Here is a 16,762-nt window from a genome sequence, read left to right on the forward strand (position 1 = left end):
AGGTTTGTAATCTCTCGGCGCGAGGACCACCGAGACCGCGCGAGAAAACTAATGGCAACAGAGGGGAAAAGATGGTCTTCGGTAGGAACCTAAACGCTCACGCTGCGCCGGCAGATGGGCGGTCTACTGATGCAGGATTCAGCCTGACGAAATGCGACAGTCGAAGTGAACCCTTCTGCGGTTGTCAGGTCCACTCCGATTCGAGGGCGTTCAGCAGCTCCTCAACCTCGGTGTGAGTGTTGACCGCGTGAACCGACGCGCGGACAGCGTCCGGCGTCGGCACGGCACGAACGACAATCCCCTCTGACGCGAGTCGGTCGACGGTCGCTTCGGGGTCGTCCACGTCGATGGTCACGAGTCCCGACTCGGGGTCTGCAGGACTCAGAAGCCGGTCGTCGGGGACGCCAGCGGCGAGCTGGCCGGCCAGTTCCTGAATCCGGGCGGCGATACGGTTGACTCCAACTTCGTCGATCGCCTCGATAGCTTCCGCCAGGGCGACGTGTGGCGCCGGGTTCGCCGAGCCGACCTCGAATCGGCGGGCGCCGGCTGCGAACTCGTAGGGATCTGCAGTCGGCGTCTCGACGCTTCGGTACCCAACTGTGGCGGGTAGGAGGGAGTCAGCAGCTGTCCGGTCGACGTAGAGGAAGCCGCCGCCCCACAGCCCCAGCAGCCACTTGTGACCGGCCGCCGCGACGGCGTCCGCACCCCACTCGCCGACATTGAGGGGAAGCTGTCCAGGCACCTGTACAGCGTCGACGAGCGCGAACGTGCCGGCTTCGTGGGCGATATCGACGAGATCGCTGACGGGCAGCTGGGTGCCGTGCGTCCACGTTACCGCGCTGAAACAGGCCAGGCGCGCGTCGGCGACGGCCTCGGCGAAGGCGTCGAGGTCGATACGGCCGTCCGCTGTCTCGACGACGCGAACCTCGACGCCCTCCTGTTCTAGGCGTTGCCACGGGAGCGTCCCGGCCGGATGTTCGAGGTCGGTTCGAACGACGGTGTCGCCGGGCTCCCAGTCGATGGCGGTCGCGACAGCGTTGATGCCCGCGGTCGTGCTCTCCGTGAGCGCGATCTCGTCGTCGTCCGCACCGACGAAGGTGGCGACGCGCTCCCGCACGCGGTCGTAGGCGTCGAACGCCACCTCGTAGGGGTCGTTTCGCGTGCTCGTCTCGTACTCGTGTGACCGCACGAACTCGTCAGCAGCCTCGACGACGTACCGTGGACTCGGCCCGTGAGCGCCGAAGTTCAGGTAGACGTCCTCGTGCAGGGCGGGCGTGTCGGCGCGAAGTTCTCTCGGGTTCATCTCGTTGTCGGTGAGTTAGTCCCGATACCGGGCAATCAGGTCGCGGAGCGTCTGTTCATTCTGGCCGCCGCGAAGCTGTTTCACCGGTTTCCCATCGGCGAAGAGGACGAACGTGGGCGTGCTCTGGGCACCGAACTCGATCGCCGTCTCGAGGTTCGACTCGATGTCGATCGTCAGCACCGTCGCGTCAGTGTCTTCCGCGAGGGCTTCGAGAACCGGCTTCATCCGCTTGCAGGTGCCACACCACTCCGTGTAGAACTCCACGAGCGCGACGCTACTGTCTTCGACGACCGTTTCGAGGTCGTCGTCATCAAGCGAAACCACGCGGTCCGTCTTCGCTGTCTGCGTTGCCATTACCAGCCTCTACGCACCCGGTGTTTAATAGTCTTGGGTCTACCACACAATACAATACGGTGCGGTCACTCCCCGTCTACATCGACCGGGAAAGTGGCCCGCCTCGGAGAGAGCGGTTAGTGTGACTTCTCCGTGGATTGCGCACGGCCGAGCGCGCCTGCAAGCGCCAGCAGATAGCCCAACCCGTACTGAACATCCGGATCACGTAATCCGCGAAGCAGACCAACGGCCCCGACCTGCTCGGGGGAGCTCTGCTCCGCCTCACCAACGCTCTCCAGCAGCGTTTGGATGCCATCACGAGTATCGTCGTCAGCGGCCGTCTGCGCGACCTCGCCGACCGCAGCACCGGTACCGGCCAATGACGTGACCATCTCGTCGTCGAGCGCCGCGGTCGCCAACGACCCTACCTCCGCGAGTTCGGCCAGGTCGTCGAGCGTTCCGCTTTGCTGGAGCGCGAGCAACGTATCAAGGGCCTCCCGCAGGTCGTCGCCGTTCTCCCCGACCGTTTCGGCCAGCGCCACGGTCTCGTCGGTCGCCAGCCCGTCGGCGGACTCCGCCAGCGTCGACCCCGTGGCCGAGAGCTCGCGGACCATCTCGTCGTCGAGCGCGCTCTCGCCCAGCGAGAGCACGTCCAGTAGCTCGTTGACGGCGTCGAGGTGCTCCACGAACTCGGCGACCGCCTCGGGGTTCTGCTCGATCGCCGCTTCGAGGTCGGTCGGCGCGTTAGCCTGGTTCTCGGACATGGTCAGAGCAGTCCCCGCGCGGTGAGCCAGTAGGACTCGTTGTACGCCAGTTTCGACCAGTGGAGTTTCTCCGAGGGCGGCGCCGGCGACGGCGGGTGCTCGTAGTCGAACTCGACGAACGACGCCGCGTCCATCCCCGTCTCGATGAAGCACAGCGTCTTCCCGTCGTAGGTCGCCGTCGCCGGGCGGCCACGGATCTCGCTAGCGAGGCGCTGACCGACGACGCCGGCCTGGTAGTGGGCGACGCTGCCCGCGTTCGGGACGCCGGTGTCGGCGGTGTCGCCGAGCGCGTAGACGTTGTCGGCAGCTTCTGCTTCGAGCGTGTGCTTGTCGACGTCGACCCAGCCGTCGTCGCCGAGCCCAGCCTCTTCGATCAGGTCGATGCCGCCGTGGGGTGGAATCGTCACGAGGAGGTCGTAGTCGAGTTCGGTCCCCTCCATCGACGTGATGGTCTCCGCGTCGGGGTCGACCGACTTGGCGTTGAAGAACGTCTCCACCTGGATGTCCCGTTCCTCCATGATGGGGCGGGCCCACTCGGCGATGTGAGGGTTGCCGTGGACGCGTTGGATCGGATACGTATACGTGATATCGACGTCCTCGCGGAGGCCGCGCTCGCGGAGCCAGTCGTCGGCCATGAAGACGAATTCGAGTGGTGCCGCCGGACACATGTGGGGCGTCCCGATGACGCTCAACACGAGGTCACCCTCGGTGAACTCCAACAGTTCGTCGCGCAAGTCGGTCGCGCCCGACTCGCTGTAGTAGTTGTGACCGCCCTTCGTGAGGCCCGGAATCTGGTCGGGCTCCAACGTCGAGCCGGTCGCCAGCACGAGGTAGTCGTAGCTGACTGGTGGGGCACTCCCGTGGAACTGGAGCCGCTGGGCCTCGGTGTCGATGTCGGACACGCGGTCGATCCGGAGATCGATTGCGTCGTCGACGAGGTCGTCGAGCGGGCGACGGCCGTCGTCAGGTTCGCGCTGGCCGAACGGCACGTACAGCCAGACCGGCTTATAGACGTGGTCGGGGTCGTCGTTGACGAGCGTGACTCGGACGTCACCGGCGTCGAGTTCGGGTTCGAGTCGGTCGGCGAGGTCGTTCGCGAGGACGGTGCCGCCGGTCCCGCCGCCGACGATAACGACGTGTTCAGTCATGCTTTCTCCACGTAGAACTCGTTGTGGTCGTCGAGCTCTTCGACCGCGAGTAGCTCGTTGCCGGCTTCCTCGGCCCACTCGGGGACGTCGGTGAGCGACTGGTCGTTGTCGCTCAGCAGTCGGATCACGTCCCCGGACTCGGCGCTCCGAATCTTTCCGATGAGGTCCATCAACGGGCCGGGGCATGCTGCGCCTCTGGCATCGACGGTGTCGTCAGGCTCGATGTCAGTCATAGAGAGCTCACAGGCGGCAGTTGGAACTATCCTATATTAGTATTGTGTGCGAGTTCCAAGATTCTGAAAATCTGTAGGCCTGGAATGAGCGACCGAGAGGTAATATTGAAATCGTAGAGGAGGAGCGTTCACCGCTCGAACACGAGCGCATAGTGGTACGGCGGCAACTCGACCTGCCGGTCGAGCGTGAACGCTGCGGCCGGAAGCACGGCTTCTTCAGTTTCTCCCGGCGTCATCCGAAGTTTCGTCGGAGGTCCGCGGGGTTCGGTTCCGACAGTCGTCGTTTCACGTGGGCGGTCATGCCAGTTGACGATGATCAGGCTTCCGCCAGGTTCGATCACCCGGAACGCCTGCTCGACCAACCCCGACTGGTCGTCGACGCCGTGGAACGTGTTTGCCACGACGAGCGTGCTGACTGAGTCGGGGAGGACCCCAGTCAGGTTCCGGGCGTCACCGTGAGTCGGAACGACGTTCTCGATGTCCTGCTGCTCAGCGAGATCATCGAGTTCACCGAGCAGTGACGCATCAAGGTCGATAGCGTAAACAGGCTCAGGGTCGGCAATTCGGGCAGCTGGAAGGGCAAAGTAGCCGCTTCCACAGCCGACTTCGGCGACCGACTCGCCGGATTCGACGCCGAGTTCCCGGAGCGTCGCGCCGGGTGTCGGCCAGAGTTTGCTCCACCAGTCCCAGTCGGGTTGGCCGGTGTTCTGGAAGCGCTCCATCCCTAGCGGGACCCCGACGTATCCACTCCCAGCAGGCGATACAGGAGGCAGACTCGAACGAGGCCAGTCCCGGCGAGAACGAGACCCAGCAGGGCCAGGACTGTGCCAACCACCGTCCCAACTCCAAGCAGCCCTCCGAGTGAGGCCACTCCGACAGCCGCCAAACCCAGCCCGCCACCGATCCGGATTCGGCTGTCTGCCGCACCAATATTGTTCTTCATACCCACAAATACACTATGATATTACCTAAGTGTTTCCCGACGGCTTCCCCTCACCGCCCAAGCAATCCGGTACAACCGTGCCTGGAGGGGTTACTACCCGAGCTGGGACTGCCACCGTATTGGTAGCTGAGCGTAGACGACGGCGTTGTCGACGAGGACGTCGACCGGAACGTACTCATCCGGCGCGTGAACAGTGTCGGTTCCGAGCGCGTACTCTACAGTCGGGATGCCTGCATTCCGGAGTTTCTTGGCGTCACCACCACCCGTAGCGCTCCGCCGGAAGACGTGATCACCTGTGGCCTCCTCCGCAGTCGACGCGACGGCTTCGACGAGTGGGCTGGTGGGTGCTTCAGCCGTACCGACGCTCCAGGAGACGTCGGCGATTGTGATACCTTCGCAGTCGGCGACGCACTCCCGAATCTCCGCGAGCACATCGGGCGTGTGGACACCTGCGGTCAGTCGCACGTCAACTTCGGCGTGCGCAGACTGCGGGACGGTGTTTATCGCGTCCCCGCCCTCGAGGACGCCGAGATTGATCGAGGGATACCAGAACAGCTCTCGGGCGGCGGCCTCACCCATCGAGGGGGCGTAGTATTCGACTGACTCCTCGACGATCGGAGCCACGTCAGCGTCGATCTCGAGTCGCTGGGTGCCAAACCGTTCGCGCATCGTCCCGACGGCGTCGTAGAGCCGGTCGATGGCATTGACGCCGAGTATTGGGCGGGAGCCGTGGACCCCCTCACCGCTGGCTTCGAGCGTCAGCCAAATGCTGCCCCGGTCCGCGATTGTGACTGAGTGGCGACCTTCCTCGCAGGTCGGCTCGCCAATCACGCATGCGTCAGCGTCGAGCTCACCAGCGTTCAGTAACGCTGGCAAGCCGGCGTCACCACCCACTTCCTCGTCACTCACGAACGCGAATTGGAGGTCGACAGGTGGCTCAGTGTCGGTGGCTGCGAAGGCCTGTATTCCCAACAACATCGACGCCACGGCACCTTTCATGTCGGTTGCACCGCGGCCGTAGACGCGTTCATCGACGCGCTCGCCAAGTGGATCGTGGGACCAGGCATCTGCGTCGAAGGGCACCGTATCGAGGTGGCCATTATATAGCAGTGTGTGGTCAGACCCACCCGGTAGCCGAACGAGCAGATTCGGCTTTGCTGGATCGACTGCAAAACGCTCTACCTCGACCGGAAGCGGGTCGAGGAATTGTTCGATTTTCGCGACGATTTCCTGCGTGTCGCCGGGCGGGTTCGACGTCTCAATCGCGAGGAGGTCGAGGGCGAGCGCGACCAGCTCCGCTCGGTGTGCTCGCACGTACTCGGATGGCGTAGCGTCGCTCATTCGCCCGCTAACTTCCCCTCGAGGACTTTCGCCGCCGTGAGTATCGGGTCCCAGACGGGGCTGAACGGCGGGGCGTACGCCAGGTCGGCGTTCCGGAGTTCAGTCACGGTCATCCCGGCCGTGAGCGCCGTCGCCACCGTGTCGATCCGTTTCGCCCCTTCCCGGCCGACGACGCTCCCGCCGAGCAGCCGGCCGGAGTTCAGGTCGGCCACCAGCGTGACGGTGAGCTCTGCGCCATCGGGGTAGTAGTGAGCCCGCGTCGGTGCCGATATCGTTACTGAGACGGGGTCGAAGCCGGCGTCCCGTGCCCGTTCTTCGTCGAGGAGGCCGGTCCGGGCGGCGCCGAGGTCGAATGCCTTGACGATGGCCGTTCCGGCGATTTCGCCGACCGGCTCCGGGTCGCCGATGACGGTCTGGCCGATTGCGCGGCCGGCGCGGTTGGCCGTCAGCGCCAGCGGCACGTGGGCCGGCTCGCCGGTCACGACGTGGCGTGCCTCCGCGCAGTCGCCCGCAGCGTAGATGTGCTCGTAGTTCGTCCGACCGTACTCGTCGGTCGCGATGGCTCCGGTCTCGCCCAGCTCGATGCCGGCGTCCGCCGCCAGCTCCGTATTCGGTTCGACACCGACGCCGACGATGGCGACGTCGGCGGGATGGGACTCGTCGTCGAGCATGACGCGCTCGACCCGGTCGGTACCTTCGAAGCCTGAGACTGCGGTGTCGAGGTGGAGCTCGACTCCCTGCTCGCGGAGGTGGTCCTCGACGACCTCGGCCACCGCGTCACCGAACGGTTGGAGGACGTGCGGCAGCATCTCGTAGAGGTGAACGTCGACGCCGCGCGCCGACAGCGCCTCGGCCATCTCGATGCCGACGTACCCGCCCCCGACGATCGCTGTGGAGTCGGGGGAGTGTTCGGTGACGTAGTTCTCGATGGCGTCGGCCTCGTCCATGTCGTGGATCGTGAACACGCCGTCGAGGCCGAGCCCGTCGAACGGTGGTTCGATGGCGCTCGCGCCCGTCGCGACGAGTAGATGGTCGTAGGGCTGGTCGAACGTCTCGCCATCAGCCTCGACGGTGACGGTTTCGGCCTCGGGGTCGATGCCGACGACCTCGTGGCCGGTCCGGAGGTCGATATCGCGCTCGTCGCGGAACTCCTCGGGCGTCACGGCGACGAGGTCCTCCAAATTCTCGACCTCGCCTTTGACGTAGTAGGGCATCCCGCAGGCGGCGTAAGACACCCACTTGCCCTTCTCGAAGACGACGACGTCCAGCTCCGGGTCCTCGCGCTTGGCCTTGCTCGCGGCGCTCATCCCTGCGGCGTCACCGCCGATGACCACGAACGTGTCGCTCATATTTCACCGTTGGGTCGGTAGCGCCAAAAGTATTTCGCGGAACACACAATATTGCGAGAGTCTCTCGAGTGGCCCAGAGCGGCCTCACTCGGAGAGAGATTCCGTAGCAGGGCCAGTCACGGGGGCTCGCGGGGTCAGTGCGGTCCATAGGTCGGCAACCAGGAACGCCCAAGCGACGGCGATCAGCAGGTAGCCGACGAGCGTCAGCGGATCCGTGAGTCCCGCGAGTGGCGGCACCGCCGTGCCCCAGAGTGCGAGCATTCCGACGTTAACGCTTGCAATCTGAACCCACGATGGCCGGCCGACGGTCTCGACACCCATATCCAGCAGGGAGACGACATCCTGCGTCTCGTTTCCGAGGGAAACCACGACGGCGGGCAGGAACGCCATCGCTAGCTGGAGCATCCAGCCAAACACGAGACCGTCGATGGCCGCTAACTCGATTGCCGCCCCGGGAACGGTCTCCGGGAACAGCAACACGAGCGGCGCCCACGGGACCGGGAACGCCAGCCAGAGATACGCCCCGAGAACGAGCGCGAGTCGCCGAGTGCGAGCCCGGTCACCGGCTCGGTACGTCCCGACGACGTTCGCCAGCAGCGCTACGGTTCCAATGACGTACACAGCCAGTCCACCCATCGTTAGTTCGTGGCGCGCGAGCCACGGCCCGGCGACGAGCCCCGCCGCCCCAACAGTGACCCCCCCAGTAGGTGACGCTGCGGAGCCGCGGATACCGGAGGTCGGCTCCGAACAGATTCGGGATCGACGTGAGGAGTGCGCCAGCTGCGACGAGCGCGAGGAAGCCCCAGACGTTGGCGTGGACGTGTGCCTCGATCGACCCGAAGTACCCGCCAGGCCCGTGGAGGTTCAACAACATCCCGAACGCGGCGAGGATACCGACGACCAGGAACCACGGTGCGGTTCTGAAGAACCGAGTCCTTCGGTCGCCGGACGTACTCGTCCGGAAGACCGTCACTAGCAGCCCGCCGAGGGCCGTGAGAACGAGCGTCGCACCGGCCGTAGCGGTCGTCGTGTCGCCGGTCGCCATCCCAATCAGAACGAGCGGGTATCCCGCGTTCAGTGTCAGCCACTGGAACCACCTGTTCCGGGTGGTCGCGGCCGTCGTCGCGGACGCAGAACCCGCGAGGGCTGGGAGGACGCCGAACAGCGCCTGTGTTATCCCCCCGATAGTAACGAAGTGGATCGTCAACCAACGGAGCCGCGGCAACGCGTCGATCACTCCGAACTCAACACCCAGCTTTCCGATGACGGCCAGCAAGCCGACGGATAGATACAAACCGGCCATGAGAAGGAACGGGTTGTTCCGTGTTTGCATCGTCGTGGACACCTGCCCCAATATTATCATCCGGTCCGTGTACCAGTTCGGACGAACCTGTCGGTTGGATTCGGATATGTGAGCATTATTCGAACATGTCAGGAGGTAGTTCAAGGGATTCCAGTGGTGATGTTCCAGTATGCCCCGAGCCCAGCTCTCCATTTCCCTGCCGTCGGATGTCTGGATTCACGATTTGTCGACGTCCCACGACGCCACAACGTTCGAAGTCGTGACAGCGCTTGCAGGCGAGGACGCAGGGATCGCACTCCTCCGGATCGAGAGTACCGAGCTCCTCGACATCCTCGCGGACGTTCGGGGTCAACCGGACGTCGTCGACGTCGACTTGCTCTGGAAGCACGAGCGGACTGCGCTCGTTCAAGTCGAGACAACGAGTCCACCGCTTCTCTTTCCTCTATGGGAGGCAGGCGTCCCCGTCGAGTTACCGTTCACCGTCCTTGCCGGACGCGCGACGTGGGAACTGACGACGTCATCGGATCGACTGTCCGAACTCGGCGAGCACCTCGACGAGGCGGGCATCGAGTACGACATCGAGTCCGTCGTCGAAATCGGCTCTTCGAAAGCCGACCGACTGCTGACACCGCGACAGCACGAGGTGCTGGCCGTCGCGATCGACGAGGGGTACTACGCCGTTCCGCGCGAAGCCACGCTCACCGACGTTGCAGAGACGTTGGGCGTCTCGAAGTCGACGTGCAGCGACATCCTCCACCGCTGTGAGAGCAGCATCATCACCTGGTTCGCCGCAGAAGAGTTCACGCAGCCCTGACGAGTGCCCGACCGATATGGGTCAGGGTTCGCTGTCGTCCTGCGTGCTACACGCACAGCCAAATGAGCGAACTCGATAGACTGCATCGATCAAACCCACTGCCAGCACGGTCACTAGAATCCTGATGAGTCCACCACCAAGTGCAGCAGCCGTCCCCCCGGCAGCCGCGGCGCCGGCCGCCGGCGCCGCGAAGAGACAGCAGAGACTCAACGCACCGCCCACACCGAGTAACCGCCACGGTGGCGTCGACGCATCCTCCGAACTCGCCTCCGTGTCCGAACTAGTCATCGGCTGGTCTCTCGTTCGACTGGTCGACCCAAGTGCGTTTGGGTCGTCGAGGCCGTTGGTCGCACTGTCAGCACACCTCGCAGCGCCGGCGCTGGTAGACCAGCAAACCGGCGAAGAACACGACGCTCACGACACCGAGGATTGGGCGGAGCGGGTCGAAGGACGTCATGAGCGCCGACGAGCTGAACAGCGCGAGCAACACGCCGTTACAGATCGGACAGCCGAACGCCAGGAATCCGCCGACGATTCCACCGGCAGCGAATCGGTCGCCAATTGGCTTCTCGGCCAGCGAGCGCTGGTAGACGAACGTGCCAGCGAAAATGGCGGTCGCGACGAGGAACAGGTAGTCCGCCGGCGTCCGAGACACCATCCGCACGTAGATCGGGTTCGGCAGCAGGCCGGTCACCGCCCCGAACAGAACAAACACCCCGATGCCCACGGCGACACTCCGGAGCAGACGGGGGCGCAGCAGCGTCGTCATGCACGCCCACCTCCGTCGAGCGAACACGTTCGTGGGTCACCGGCGCGACCGAGGAAGAAGAGGAGTAGGGCGAGTCCGACGAGCCTGAGGAGGTTGCCGTCGAATGGCAGCGCCGCCATCGCACCGACGAAGCCCAGCGCACCGAGCACGCCCGCGCCACAGCTCGCACAGCCGGCGGCGAGCAGTCCGGGGAGCACGCCGACGATCGCCGACGCACTCCGGCGACGTGCGCGCTGGACCAGCGCGAGCGCGTTGGTCACCGCGACACCGGTCAGGACGGCGTACGTGGTGACCAGCGCGAGCCCGAGGTAGCCGGTGGTCAGGTACACCTCCCGCGTGAGCGCTGTAACCGCGTAGCCGACGTCGGCCGGGTCGGTCGCGAGCACCTGGACCGAGAACTGGGGGAATGAGCTCAACACCAGGACGACGTACGTGACGAGTGTCACGGCGGCGGCCGATAGCAACCGGGCGTCCGACGTGAGCGGATAGCCAAGCGCGTCGCGGAGGTCGCGAGTCCAGTCGCGGCTCGCGGTGGCGGGACCCCCGGTCATGCCCGTCTCACCTGGTCGATCGCGTCGGCAAAGTTCTCGTAGGGGTGGGCGCCGACGAGCTTTCCGGCCGCCCCGGAGTCACGGTTGTAGAGTACGAACCCGGGCGTCCCCTGGATTCTCGACTCCTGGGCCATGGCGACGTTCGGTTCGATTCGCTCCCGGATCGTCGCGCCGCGTTCCTCACGGCAGGTCTCGACCGCGGACAGGCCAACGCCAGCTGTCTGTTCGGTGACCGCCGCGAACATTTCGTCGTCGGCCCAGTCCGTGCCGGACTCTGGCTGTTCGGCGAAGGCCGCCGCGTGCCAGTTCCAGAACGCATCCGGGTCGCTGTCGGCGACCTGCGACCACACGCAGCGCCCCCAGACCGCCGCTGGCGTGGAGTATTCTCCGATGTTCGGGTAGGGCAGCACGGCCAGGCGTGCGTCGCCGGTATCGAGGTGCTCTCGGCCGAGTTCCGGGAGTGTCTCCGTCTCGAACTGCTTGCAGAACGGACACAGATAGTCCGTCCAGTAGTAGATGTCTATCGGCGCGTCGCGTTCACCGGCAATGGGGCGGCCGTCGAGGTCGACGTCGAATCCGGTCGTCCCGGAACCAGCGTGCGTGGTGTCGGGGACGTAGTGCTGTCCGCTCGCACCAGATCGTGATCCCATGTAGGCGACACCACTACCGAACGCGAGCACCGAGCCGCCGGCGATGAGTGCCCTCCGCCGAGTGATATTGCCCTCTTCGTCCATCTATATACAATACCACTTCGCATCGGCTGATAGACGTTGTGGTCCTAACTGAATTCCAAAATTACTTTCTACGGCGCCTATACCGCGTTTTCGACTGTTTCAATTATCGAATACGGATCGTGTTTGTCATCATTCCGTACCACGACAACGAGCCCGGTCGTCTCCTCGACTGGTACGGTGATGGTGACCAGTGTATCGTACACGCGAACGGTCGCATGCAGCGACTCTCCGTGGTACTCCTCGTAGACTGCAGTGCCGATCGCCTCCAGTTGAATGTGCTCCAGAATCGCCCGGATATCCGACGCAGCGTACTGTGAGGACGCCGCCTCGTCTCGGTACAGGACATCGTACTCGCCATCCTCGTAGGACGCCAGGCCGACCAGCGTCTCACCGAGATCAGCCATCAGTGTCGATTCGAGGGATTCAGCGATTTCCCCCAGTGAGCGGTTATCCGCGTCAGTAGGCTCATCGGTCATCGTTGGTTCACGCGTGCGCTTCGATCACGGAGCGAAGCTGCGCTTCGTCCTGCATTCCGACGAGTCGTTCCGCCGGCTGGCCGTCAGCGAATAGGATGAGCGTGGGTACCCCCCGGACACCGTACTCTGCGGCGAGTTGCTGGTTCGCGTCGATGTCGATCTTCGCTACGGTCGCATCGGTCTCGGCCGCAATCGTTTCGACGATTGGTTCAAGCATCTGGCACGGACCACACCAATCGGCGTAGAAGTCGGCTAGCACGAGACCGTACTCGGCGGCAGTTTCTGACAGCTCGGCGCCGCCGTCGATATGGATCGGTTCGGACGGGCTCTTCGAGGGGGACGGCTCAGCACCGCCCGTTTCAGCCTTGTTTCGAAGCTCCGCCAGTTTCTGTCGACGGATCTCCTCGATATCTTCTGCCATTAGGTGTCCGTTTGAACCGCGCCGCCTTATTTGTTTTGTATAACTCGCACAATACTGCCCCAGTGCGGGTTTGAACGATAGGGGTCAGAGACAGGACTCAATCGGCTGCTTCTCGCGATCCTCCAAGTCTCGGCTGTACCGGTCTTCGAACTCCTGAATGAGTTGTCCGATGGCCGCATACCAATCGTTGAGCAATCGCTGCATGTCGTGTGCAACTTCCTCGGATGTCCGCGAACGATACACGTAGTAGTACCCTCCGTGCTCGTAGTTTACTTGCTCCTGAACTACCACGCCGGCCTCAAGGAGTCGAGATATCGAACGATACGCAGTCGAACGTTCACAATCCATTCGATCTGCGACGTCGTCGACGGTAAGACCCTCCTCTGCCTGTTGTAGCAGCTGAAAGACCACCTGATCCCGCTCGTTGAGCCCGTGAATGCAGCTCAGGAGGTCGAGGCACCCCAGATCGCGCTCGAGGTCCTCACGCACTGACGTGGCCACCATATCTAAAAAAATAGGGAGACAGAGACGATTAAAGCTGTTCCCGAATACTACAATACTCCGGTAGCCGATCAGATACTGGAGCCACTCTTTCCCATGGAAATCCGCTTTCGCGAAAGAAGACCCGAAGAGACTTTGTCCTGAAGACCCAAGATAGTACACGAATGGCACTCCCAATCGACCCAAGCCAGATCGACCCTGCGGACATCGGTGAAGAACAGGTAACTCTCGAAATGAGCCACGAGGAAGCTGTCGAACACGTCCGCGAGGTGTTCACGGACGCTGGCTTCGGCATCCCCGTCGAATTCTCCCCCTCCGAGATGCTCAACGAGAAGGTCGACGCCGGCCGCGACCCCTACTACGTGCTGGGCGCGTGCAACCCCGAAGTCGCCGACCGCGCGCTGGACGCAACCGACAACCAACTCGGTGCACTGATGCCGTGCAACGTCGTCGTTTGGGAAGAAGAACCGGGCAAGCAGGTCGTCTATCACGTCTCCATCATGCGCATCGCCCGCCTCATCGGGATGGCGTCCGACGACGACGAGATGGCAGACATCGTCGCCGACACCGGCGAACTCGTCGACGAGGCGTTCGCGAACCTCTAAGATGGGACATCACACGTTCGACGCCGACCGCGCTGACAAACTCGAAGAGGCACAGCGACGGTACCGGTTCCTCTCCGCGGAGGAACTCCTCTGGGCGCTCTCTCCAGATGGAGACGAAATGGTCGCAGATCTGGGCAGCGGGACCGGGTTCTACACCGACGACGTCGCACCGACTGTCGACCACGTGTACGCCGTCGACATTCAGGATGCGATGCACGACTACTACCGGGAGAAAGGCGTCCCCGAGAACGTCGACCTCGTGACGAGTGGCGTGGACGACTTCCCACTCGATTCCGACAGTCTCGACGCGGCGTTCTCGACGATGACCTACCACGAGTTCGCGAACGAACAGGCGTTGAGCGAACTCAGTCGCGTGCTCGCCTCACAGGGGACGCTCGTTATCGTGGACTGGGCAGCTTCCGGAAGTGGGTCTCACGGCCCACCCGTTGACGAGCGGTATTCCGCCACTGAGACGACGAGTGCGCTCCGCCAGCACGGGTTCACAGTCGAATTCGAAGCGGTACGGCCAGAAACGTTTCTGGTAACGGCATCAGCCGAATAAGTGAAAGAACACCCGAACGGCACGTGAGCACCAGATTGACCTGTAGCGGCGGAGACGTGGCTGAGAATCATCCTCTCCGGTGTGAAGGTCCGGTCGCGGACTCGAACGAACTCATAAGACCATTATCAGTTGCATACGAATGGAGAATATGACCGGTGACGTTGGAGTCCATCTGGACTCGACGCTATTCCTAGATTCACAACCCATCGAGATACTACACATCGAGGACGACCCAAGCTTCGCTGATCTTGTCGCGACCTTCCTCGAGCGCGAGCAAGACGCGTTTACCGTTCGCACCGAGACCGACCCCCGTGACGCACTTGCGATTCTCGAAGCAGATACCTGTTCAGTGGACTGTATCGTGAGCGATTATGATATGCCGGGTTTGGACGGTTTGGCCGTCTTAGAACGAGTGAGGGAGACCCACCCTGAAATTCCGTTTATCCTCTTTACCGGGAAAGGAAGCGAGGAGATAGCCAGCGAAGCCATCACAGCCGGTGTCACCGACTATCTCCAGAAAGCCGGCGGCACGGAACAGTACAGCGTTCTCGCCAACCGCATCCAGAACGCGGTCGGTGGGTATCGGGCTGAGCGATACATGAACCGTGGTCTTGAAGCCATCGAGACCGCCCAAGACGGGATCAGCATTCTCAACGAAGACGGCTACATCGAGTACGCGAACACCGCCTGTGCAGAGATACTCGGCTACACCCGTGAGGAGCTCATCGGTCTCCACTGGGAGACGTTCTATCACGACGACGATATCGATGACGTCTACGACGTGCTCCTCCCGGAAGCACGCGACGGCCGCTGGCACGGGACCACGACGTTCGTCCGGAAGGACGGCGCCAAACTCGACATCGAACACACGCTCTCGTACACCGAGGACAGCTCACTCATCTGTACACTCAGCCCACAAGGCGCAGCTACCGCCGACGAGTCGAATCTGTCCGCAAAAGAACAAGCGATGGACGAAGCGCCCATCGGAATCCTCCTGACCGACCCACACCAGGAGGATAATCCAATTATCTATGCGAACGAGGGGTTCACCGACCTCACTGGCTACGAGAAACGAGAAATTGTCGGTCAGAACTGCCGGCTTCTTCAGGGCGAGGGGACCACGGATGAACCAGTCCAGAAACTCCGGACTGCAATCGACAATCGTGAATCAGTGACCGTCGAGTTACGGAACTACCGGAAGGACGGAACAGAGTTCTGGAACCGTGTCCGCGTCGCGCCGCTGTTCGACGATGACGGAGAGCTAGACCTTTTCGTCGGGTTCCAGGATGACGTTACGGACCGTAAACAGTACGAGCAGCAGTTACAGTCCCACAGTGCACGGTTGGAGGGGCTGTTCGAACACTCCCCGGATATGTTCGCCGTCCATGACATCGACGGCGTGATTCGAGACGTCAATCAACGACTGTGTGACGAACTCGGCTACACGGAAGCAGAACTTCTGGGTCGGACAGTCTGGGATATTGACCCGACAGCAGATCCCGCTCGGGCCTCTACGTTCTGGGATACGCTTCCACCAAATACTCCGCATCGATTCGAGGGGGAACTCGAACGAAAGGATGGGGCGACGTTCCCTATTGAGGTGCATCTCATCCGTCTGAACTTGGACGGGGAAGACCGATTCGTTGCGATGGACCGCGACATCAGCGACCAGAAGCGCCGCGAACGAAAGCTCGTCCAGCAAAACGAGCGACTAGACCGGTTCACGAGCGTCGTCAGCCACGATCTACGGAATCCGCTGCAAGTCGCAGAGGGACGCCTCGAGTTACTGCGGGAGGACTGCGACAGCGATCAAATTGAGCACATCGACCACGCACTAGGCCGCATGGATGCGCTTATCGAGGATTTACTAACACTCGCTCAGACCGGAGAGGAAGCGATGACGCTCGAATCCATCCAGCTATCGGACCTTGTCGAAACCAGCTGGGAGACACTGTCGGCGACAGATGCAATATTAAAGATTGAAACCGATCGGACTGTCAAGGCCGACCGCGATCAGCTCCAGCAACTTCTGACCAACCTCCTTCAAAACGCTGTCGAGCACGGCGGACCAGCCGTAACAGTAACAGTTGGAGACACAGCGGACGGATTCTACGTCGCGGACGACGGAGCCGGTCTTCCTGAGTCAGCGAGAGAAGACGTGTTTGACGCCGGGTACACGACAGCTGATGACGGGACAGGGTTCGGACTCAGTATTGTCGAGGAGGTCGCCAGTAGACACGGCTGGACAGTTTCAGCCGCAAACAGTGCTAGCGGCGGTGCGCGTTTCGAGTTTGCAATCGAGTAACGGAACCGTTCTAATCGAAGGGTCTTGAGTGATGGAGAACATTATTTGACGGCTTTCCACCGTTATGCTCTCGTAGCGAAATCAGAATATTAGTAGAATCAGGGATATAACTAGTAGCCCGTGCAGAGATAGATATTCTTAGGTTCTCCTGCGAAGAGTTACGTTCGTTTTTCCCGGACGCCATTTCGGTCGCGAGTCTTATCCTCGCAGTTCGGACAGACACGTGGGTTATCGACTGCGTCCGGCGTGAACACCCGTGCATAGACCTCCGTCACGTGGCTGCCACAGTTCTGACACTCAGCCATGT

The 16,762-nt window shown here is 62.5% G+C and carries 21 protein-coding genes; 4 read left to right on the forward strand and 17 right to left on the reverse strand.

From position 1 onward, the window contains the following. Positions 1 to 184: 184 nt before the first annotated feature. The 11 genes from ABSL23_RS00125 to ABSL23_RS00175 form a co-directional block, all read right to left on the reverse strand. Positions 185 to 1,303, reverse strand: coding sequence for an aminotransferase class V-fold PLP-dependent enzyme (locus tag ABSL23_RS00125; RefSeq protein ID WP_353633176.1), 1,119 nt, complete (start codon positions 1,301 to 1,303; stop codon positions 185 to 187). 15 nt (positions 1,304 to 1,318) lie between these two features. Further along, on the reverse strand, positions 1,319 to 1,657 hold the full coding sequence (locus ABSL23_RS00130; protein ID WP_276274237.1) for a thioredoxin family protein: 339 nt from the start codon (positions 1,655 to 1,657) through the stop codon (positions 1,319 to 1,321). A 116-nt stretch (positions 1,658 to 1,773) separates the two neighbouring features. After that, complete coding sequence (locus ABSL23_RS00135; RefSeq protein ID WP_353633177.1) at positions 1,774 to 2,400, reverse strand: DUF1641 domain-containing protein; 627 nt, start codon at positions 2,398 to 2,400, stop codon at positions 1,774 to 1,776. 2 nt (positions 2,401 to 2,402) lie between these two features. Then, complete coding sequence (locus tag ABSL23_RS00140; protein ID WP_353633178.1) at positions 2,403 to 3,548, reverse strand: FAD/NAD(P)-binding oxidoreductase; 1,146 nt, start codon at positions 3,546 to 3,548, stop codon at positions 2,403 to 2,405. After that, the gene (locus ABSL23_RS00145; RefSeq protein ID WP_123619645.1) at positions 3,545 to 3,781 is read right to left on the reverse strand and encodes a sulfurtransferase TusA family protein; all 237 of its coding nucleotides are present in this window, start codon (positions 3,779 to 3,781) and stop codon (positions 3,545 to 3,547) included. Before ABSL23_RS00145 ends, ABSL23_RS00140 begins: the two co-directional genes overlap by 4 nt. Positions 3,782 to 3,909: 128 nt before the next feature. Then, complete coding sequence (locus ABSL23_RS00150) at positions 3,910 to 4,503, reverse strand: class I SAM-dependent methyltransferase (RefSeq protein ID WP_123619646.1); 594 nt, start codon at positions 4,501 to 4,503, stop codon at positions 3,910 to 3,912. A 2-nt stretch (positions 4,504 to 4,505) separates the two neighbouring features. After that, complete coding sequence (locus ABSL23_RS00155) at positions 4,506 to 4,730, reverse strand: YgaP-like transmembrane domain (RefSeq protein WP_276274241.1); 225 nt, start codon at positions 4,728 to 4,730, stop codon at positions 4,506 to 4,508. 87 nt (positions 4,731 to 4,817) lie between these two features. Then, complete coding sequence (locus ABSL23_RS00160) at positions 4,818 to 6,065, reverse strand: M20/M25/M40 family metallo-hydrolase (RefSeq protein WP_353633179.1); 1,248 nt, start codon at positions 6,063 to 6,065, stop codon at positions 4,818 to 4,820. Beyond that, on the reverse strand, positions 6,062 to 7,414 hold the full coding sequence (locus tag ABSL23_RS00165) for an FAD-dependent oxidoreductase (protein ID WP_353633180.1): 1,353 nt from the start codon (positions 7,412 to 7,414) through the stop codon (positions 6,062 to 6,064). Before ABSL23_RS00165 ends, ABSL23_RS00160 begins: the two co-directional genes overlap by 4 nt. An 84-nt stretch (positions 7,415 to 7,498) precedes the next feature. Continuing rightward, a complete protein-coding gene (locus ABSL23_RS00170; protein WP_353633181.1) occupies positions 7,499 to 8,035 on the reverse strand; it encodes a hypothetical protein in 537 nt (178 codons plus the stop codon). Further along, on the reverse strand, positions 7,974 to 8,747 hold the full coding sequence (locus ABSL23_RS00175) for a hypothetical protein (protein ID WP_353633182.1): 774 nt from the start codon (positions 8,745 to 8,747) through the stop codon (positions 7,974 to 7,976). The genes ABSL23_RS00170 and ABSL23_RS00175 overlap by 62 nt, the downstream gene beginning before the upstream one ends. 139 nt (positions 8,748 to 8,886) lie before the next feature. Here ABSL23_RS00175 and ABSL23_RS00180 point away from each other — a divergent pair, with 139 nt between their 5' ends. Next, positions 8,887 to 9,531: a helix-turn-helix domain-containing protein gene (locus tag ABSL23_RS00180; protein WP_353633183.1), complete on the forward strand. Its 645-nt coding sequence runs from the start codon at positions 8,887 to 8,889 to the stop codon at positions 9,529 to 9,531. Between the two features lie 355 nt (positions 9,532 to 9,886). Here ABSL23_RS00180 and ABSL23_RS00185 read toward each other — a convergent pair whose 3' ends face one another. The 6 genes from ABSL23_RS00185 to ABSL23_RS00210 all read right to left on the reverse strand — a co-directional run bounded on the left by ABSL23_RS00185 (position 9,887) and on the right by ABSL23_RS00210 (position 12,986). Next, complete coding sequence (locus ABSL23_RS00185; protein ID WP_353633184.1) at positions 9,887 to 10,300, reverse strand: hypothetical protein; 414 nt, start codon at positions 10,298 to 10,300, stop codon at positions 9,887 to 9,889. After that, complete coding sequence (locus ABSL23_RS00190) at positions 10,297 to 10,851, reverse strand: hypothetical protein (RefSeq protein WP_353633185.1); 555 nt, start codon at positions 10,849 to 10,851, stop codon at positions 10,297 to 10,299. The genes ABSL23_RS00185 and ABSL23_RS00190 overlap by 4 nt, the downstream gene beginning before the upstream one ends. Further along, positions 10,848 to 11,585 carry a thioredoxin domain-containing protein gene (locus tag ABSL23_RS00195; RefSeq protein ID WP_123619651.1) on the reverse strand — a complete coding sequence of 246 codons (738 nt, stop codon included), beginning with the start codon at positions 11,583 to 11,585 and terminating at the stop codon, positions 10,848 to 10,850. The genes ABSL23_RS00190 and ABSL23_RS00195 overlap by 4 nt, the downstream gene beginning before the upstream one ends. 77 nt (positions 11,586 to 11,662) lie before the next feature. After that, positions 11,663 to 12,061, reverse strand: a complete 399-nt coding sequence (locus ABSL23_RS00200; RefSeq protein WP_123619652.1) for a hypothetical protein — start codon at positions 12,059 to 12,061, stop codon at positions 11,663 to 11,665. Between the two features lie 7 nt (positions 12,062 to 12,068). Next, the gene (gene trxA / locus ABSL23_RS00205; RefSeq protein ID WP_123619653.1) at positions 12,069 to 12,482 is read right to left on the reverse strand and encodes a thioredoxin; all 414 of its coding nucleotides are present in this window, start codon (positions 12,480 to 12,482) and stop codon (positions 12,069 to 12,071) included. Positions 12,483 to 12,566: 84 nt separating this feature from the next. Further along, complete coding sequence (locus tag ABSL23_RS00210; protein ID WP_353633186.1) at positions 12,567 to 12,986, reverse strand: helix-turn-helix domain-containing protein; 420 nt, start codon at positions 12,984 to 12,986, stop codon at positions 12,567 to 12,569. A gap of 161 nt (positions 12,987 to 13,147) precedes the next feature. Here ABSL23_RS00210 and ABSL23_RS00215 point away from each other — a divergent pair, with 161 nt between their 5' ends. The 3 genes from ABSL23_RS00215 to ABSL23_RS00225 all read left to right on the forward strand — a co-directional run bounded on the left by ABSL23_RS00215 (position 13,148) and on the right by ABSL23_RS00225 (position 16,455). Further along, on the forward strand, positions 13,148 to 13,588 hold the full coding sequence (locus ABSL23_RS00215; RefSeq protein WP_353633187.1) for a DUF302 domain-containing protein: 441 nt from the start codon (positions 13,148 to 13,150) through the stop codon (positions 13,586 to 13,588). A 1-nt stretch (position 13,589) separates the two neighbouring features. Continuing rightward, positions 13,590 to 14,150: a class I SAM-dependent methyltransferase gene (locus ABSL23_RS00220; RefSeq protein WP_353633188.1), complete on the forward strand. Its 561-nt coding sequence runs from the start codon at positions 13,590 to 13,592 to the stop codon at positions 14,148 to 14,150. A 148-nt stretch (positions 14,151 to 14,298) separates the two neighbouring features. Then, positions 14,299 to 16,455: a PAS domain S-box protein gene (locus tag ABSL23_RS00225; RefSeq protein ID WP_353633189.1), complete on the forward strand. Its 2,157-nt coding sequence runs from the start codon at positions 14,299 to 14,301 to the stop codon at positions 16,453 to 16,455. Positions 16,456 to 16,762: the final 307 nt, after the last annotated feature.

This window comes from Halobacterium sp. NMX12-1 (genome assembly GCF_040435975.1).
GTDB classification, from domain to species: Archaea; Halobacteriota; Halobacteria; order Halobacteriales; family Halobacteriaceae; genus Halobacterium; species Halobacterium hubeiense.

What these genes read in the sequence shown, in the direction of transcription:
- ABSL23_RS00125 (WP_353633176.1), bottom strand. Translation starts at nt 1,303, where the DNA reads ATGAACCCGAGAGAACTTCGCGCCGACACGCCCGCCCTGCACGAGGAC.
- ABSL23_RS00130 (WP_276274237.1), bottom strand. Translation starts at nt 1,657, where the DNA reads ATGGCAACGCAGACAGCGAAGACGGACCGCGTGGTTTCGCTTGATGAC.
- ABSL23_RS00135 (WP_353633177.1), bottom strand. Translation starts at nt 2,400, where the DNA reads ATGTCCGAGAACCAGGCTAACGCGCCGACCGACCTCGAAGCGGCGATC.
- ABSL23_RS00140 (WP_353633178.1), bottom strand. Translation starts at nt 3,548, where the DNA reads ATGACTGAACACGTCGTTATCGTCGGCGGCGGGACCGGCGGCACCGTC.
- ABSL23_RS00145 (WP_123619645.1), bottom strand. Translation starts at nt 3,781, where the DNA reads ATGACTGACATCGAGCCTGACGACACCGTCGATGCCAGAGGCGCAGCA.
- ABSL23_RS00150 (WP_123619646.1), bottom strand. Translation starts at nt 4,503, where the DNA reads ATGGAGCGCTTCCAGAACACCGGCCAACCCGACTGGGACTGGTGGAGC.
- ABSL23_RS00160 (WP_353633179.1), bottom strand. Translation starts at nt 6,065, where the DNA reads ATGAGCGACGCTACGCCATCCGAGTACGTGCGAGCACACCGAGCGGAG.
- ABSL23_RS00165 (WP_353633180.1), bottom strand. Translation starts at nt 7,414, where the DNA reads ATGAGCGACACGTTCGTGGTCATCGGCGGTGACGCCGCAGGGATGAGC.
- ABSL23_RS00175 (WP_353633182.1), bottom strand. Translation starts at nt 8,747, where the DNA reads ATGCAAACACGGAACAACCCGTTCCTTCTCATGGCCGGTTTGTATCTA.
- ABSL23_RS00180 (WP_353633183.1), top strand. Translation starts at nt 8,887, where the DNA reads ATGCCCCGAGCCCAGCTCTCCATTTCCCTGCCGTCGGATGTCTGGATT.
- ABSL23_RS00185 (WP_353633184.1), bottom strand. Translation starts at nt 10,300, where the DNA reads ATGACGACGCTGCTGCGCCCCCGTCTGCTCCGGAGTGTCGCCGTGGGC.
- ABSL23_RS00190 (WP_353633185.1), bottom strand. Translation starts at nt 10,851, where the DNA reads ATGACCGGGGGTCCCGCCACCGCGAGCCGCGACTGGACTCGCGACCTC.
- ABSL23_RS00195 (WP_123619651.1), bottom strand. Translation starts at nt 11,585, where the DNA reads ATGGACGAAGAGGGCAATATCACTCGGCGGAGGGCACTCATCGCCGGC.
- ABSL23_RS00200 (WP_123619652.1), bottom strand. Translation starts at nt 12,061, where the DNA reads ATGACCGATGAGCCTACTGACGCGGATAACCGCTCACTGGGGGAAATC.
- trxA (WP_123619653.1), bottom strand. Translation starts at nt 12,482, where the DNA reads ATGGCAGAAGATATCGAGGAGATCCGTCGACAGAAACTGGCGGAGCTT.
- ABSL23_RS00210 (WP_353633186.1), bottom strand. Translation starts at nt 12,986, where the DNA reads ATGGTGGCCACGTCAGTGCGTGAGGACCTCGAGCGCGATCTGGGGTGC.
- ABSL23_RS00215 (WP_353633187.1), top strand. Translation starts at nt 13,148, where the DNA reads ATGGCACTCCCAATCGACCCAAGCCAGATCGACCCTGCGGACATCGGT.
- ABSL23_RS00220 (WP_353633188.1), top strand. Translation starts at nt 13,590, where the DNA reads ATGGGACATCACACGTTCGACGCCGACCGCGCTGACAAACTCGAAGAG.
- ABSL23_RS00225 (WP_353633189.1), top strand. Translation starts at nt 14,299, where the DNA reads ATGACCGGTGACGTTGGAGTCCATCTGGACTCGACGCTATTCCTAGAT.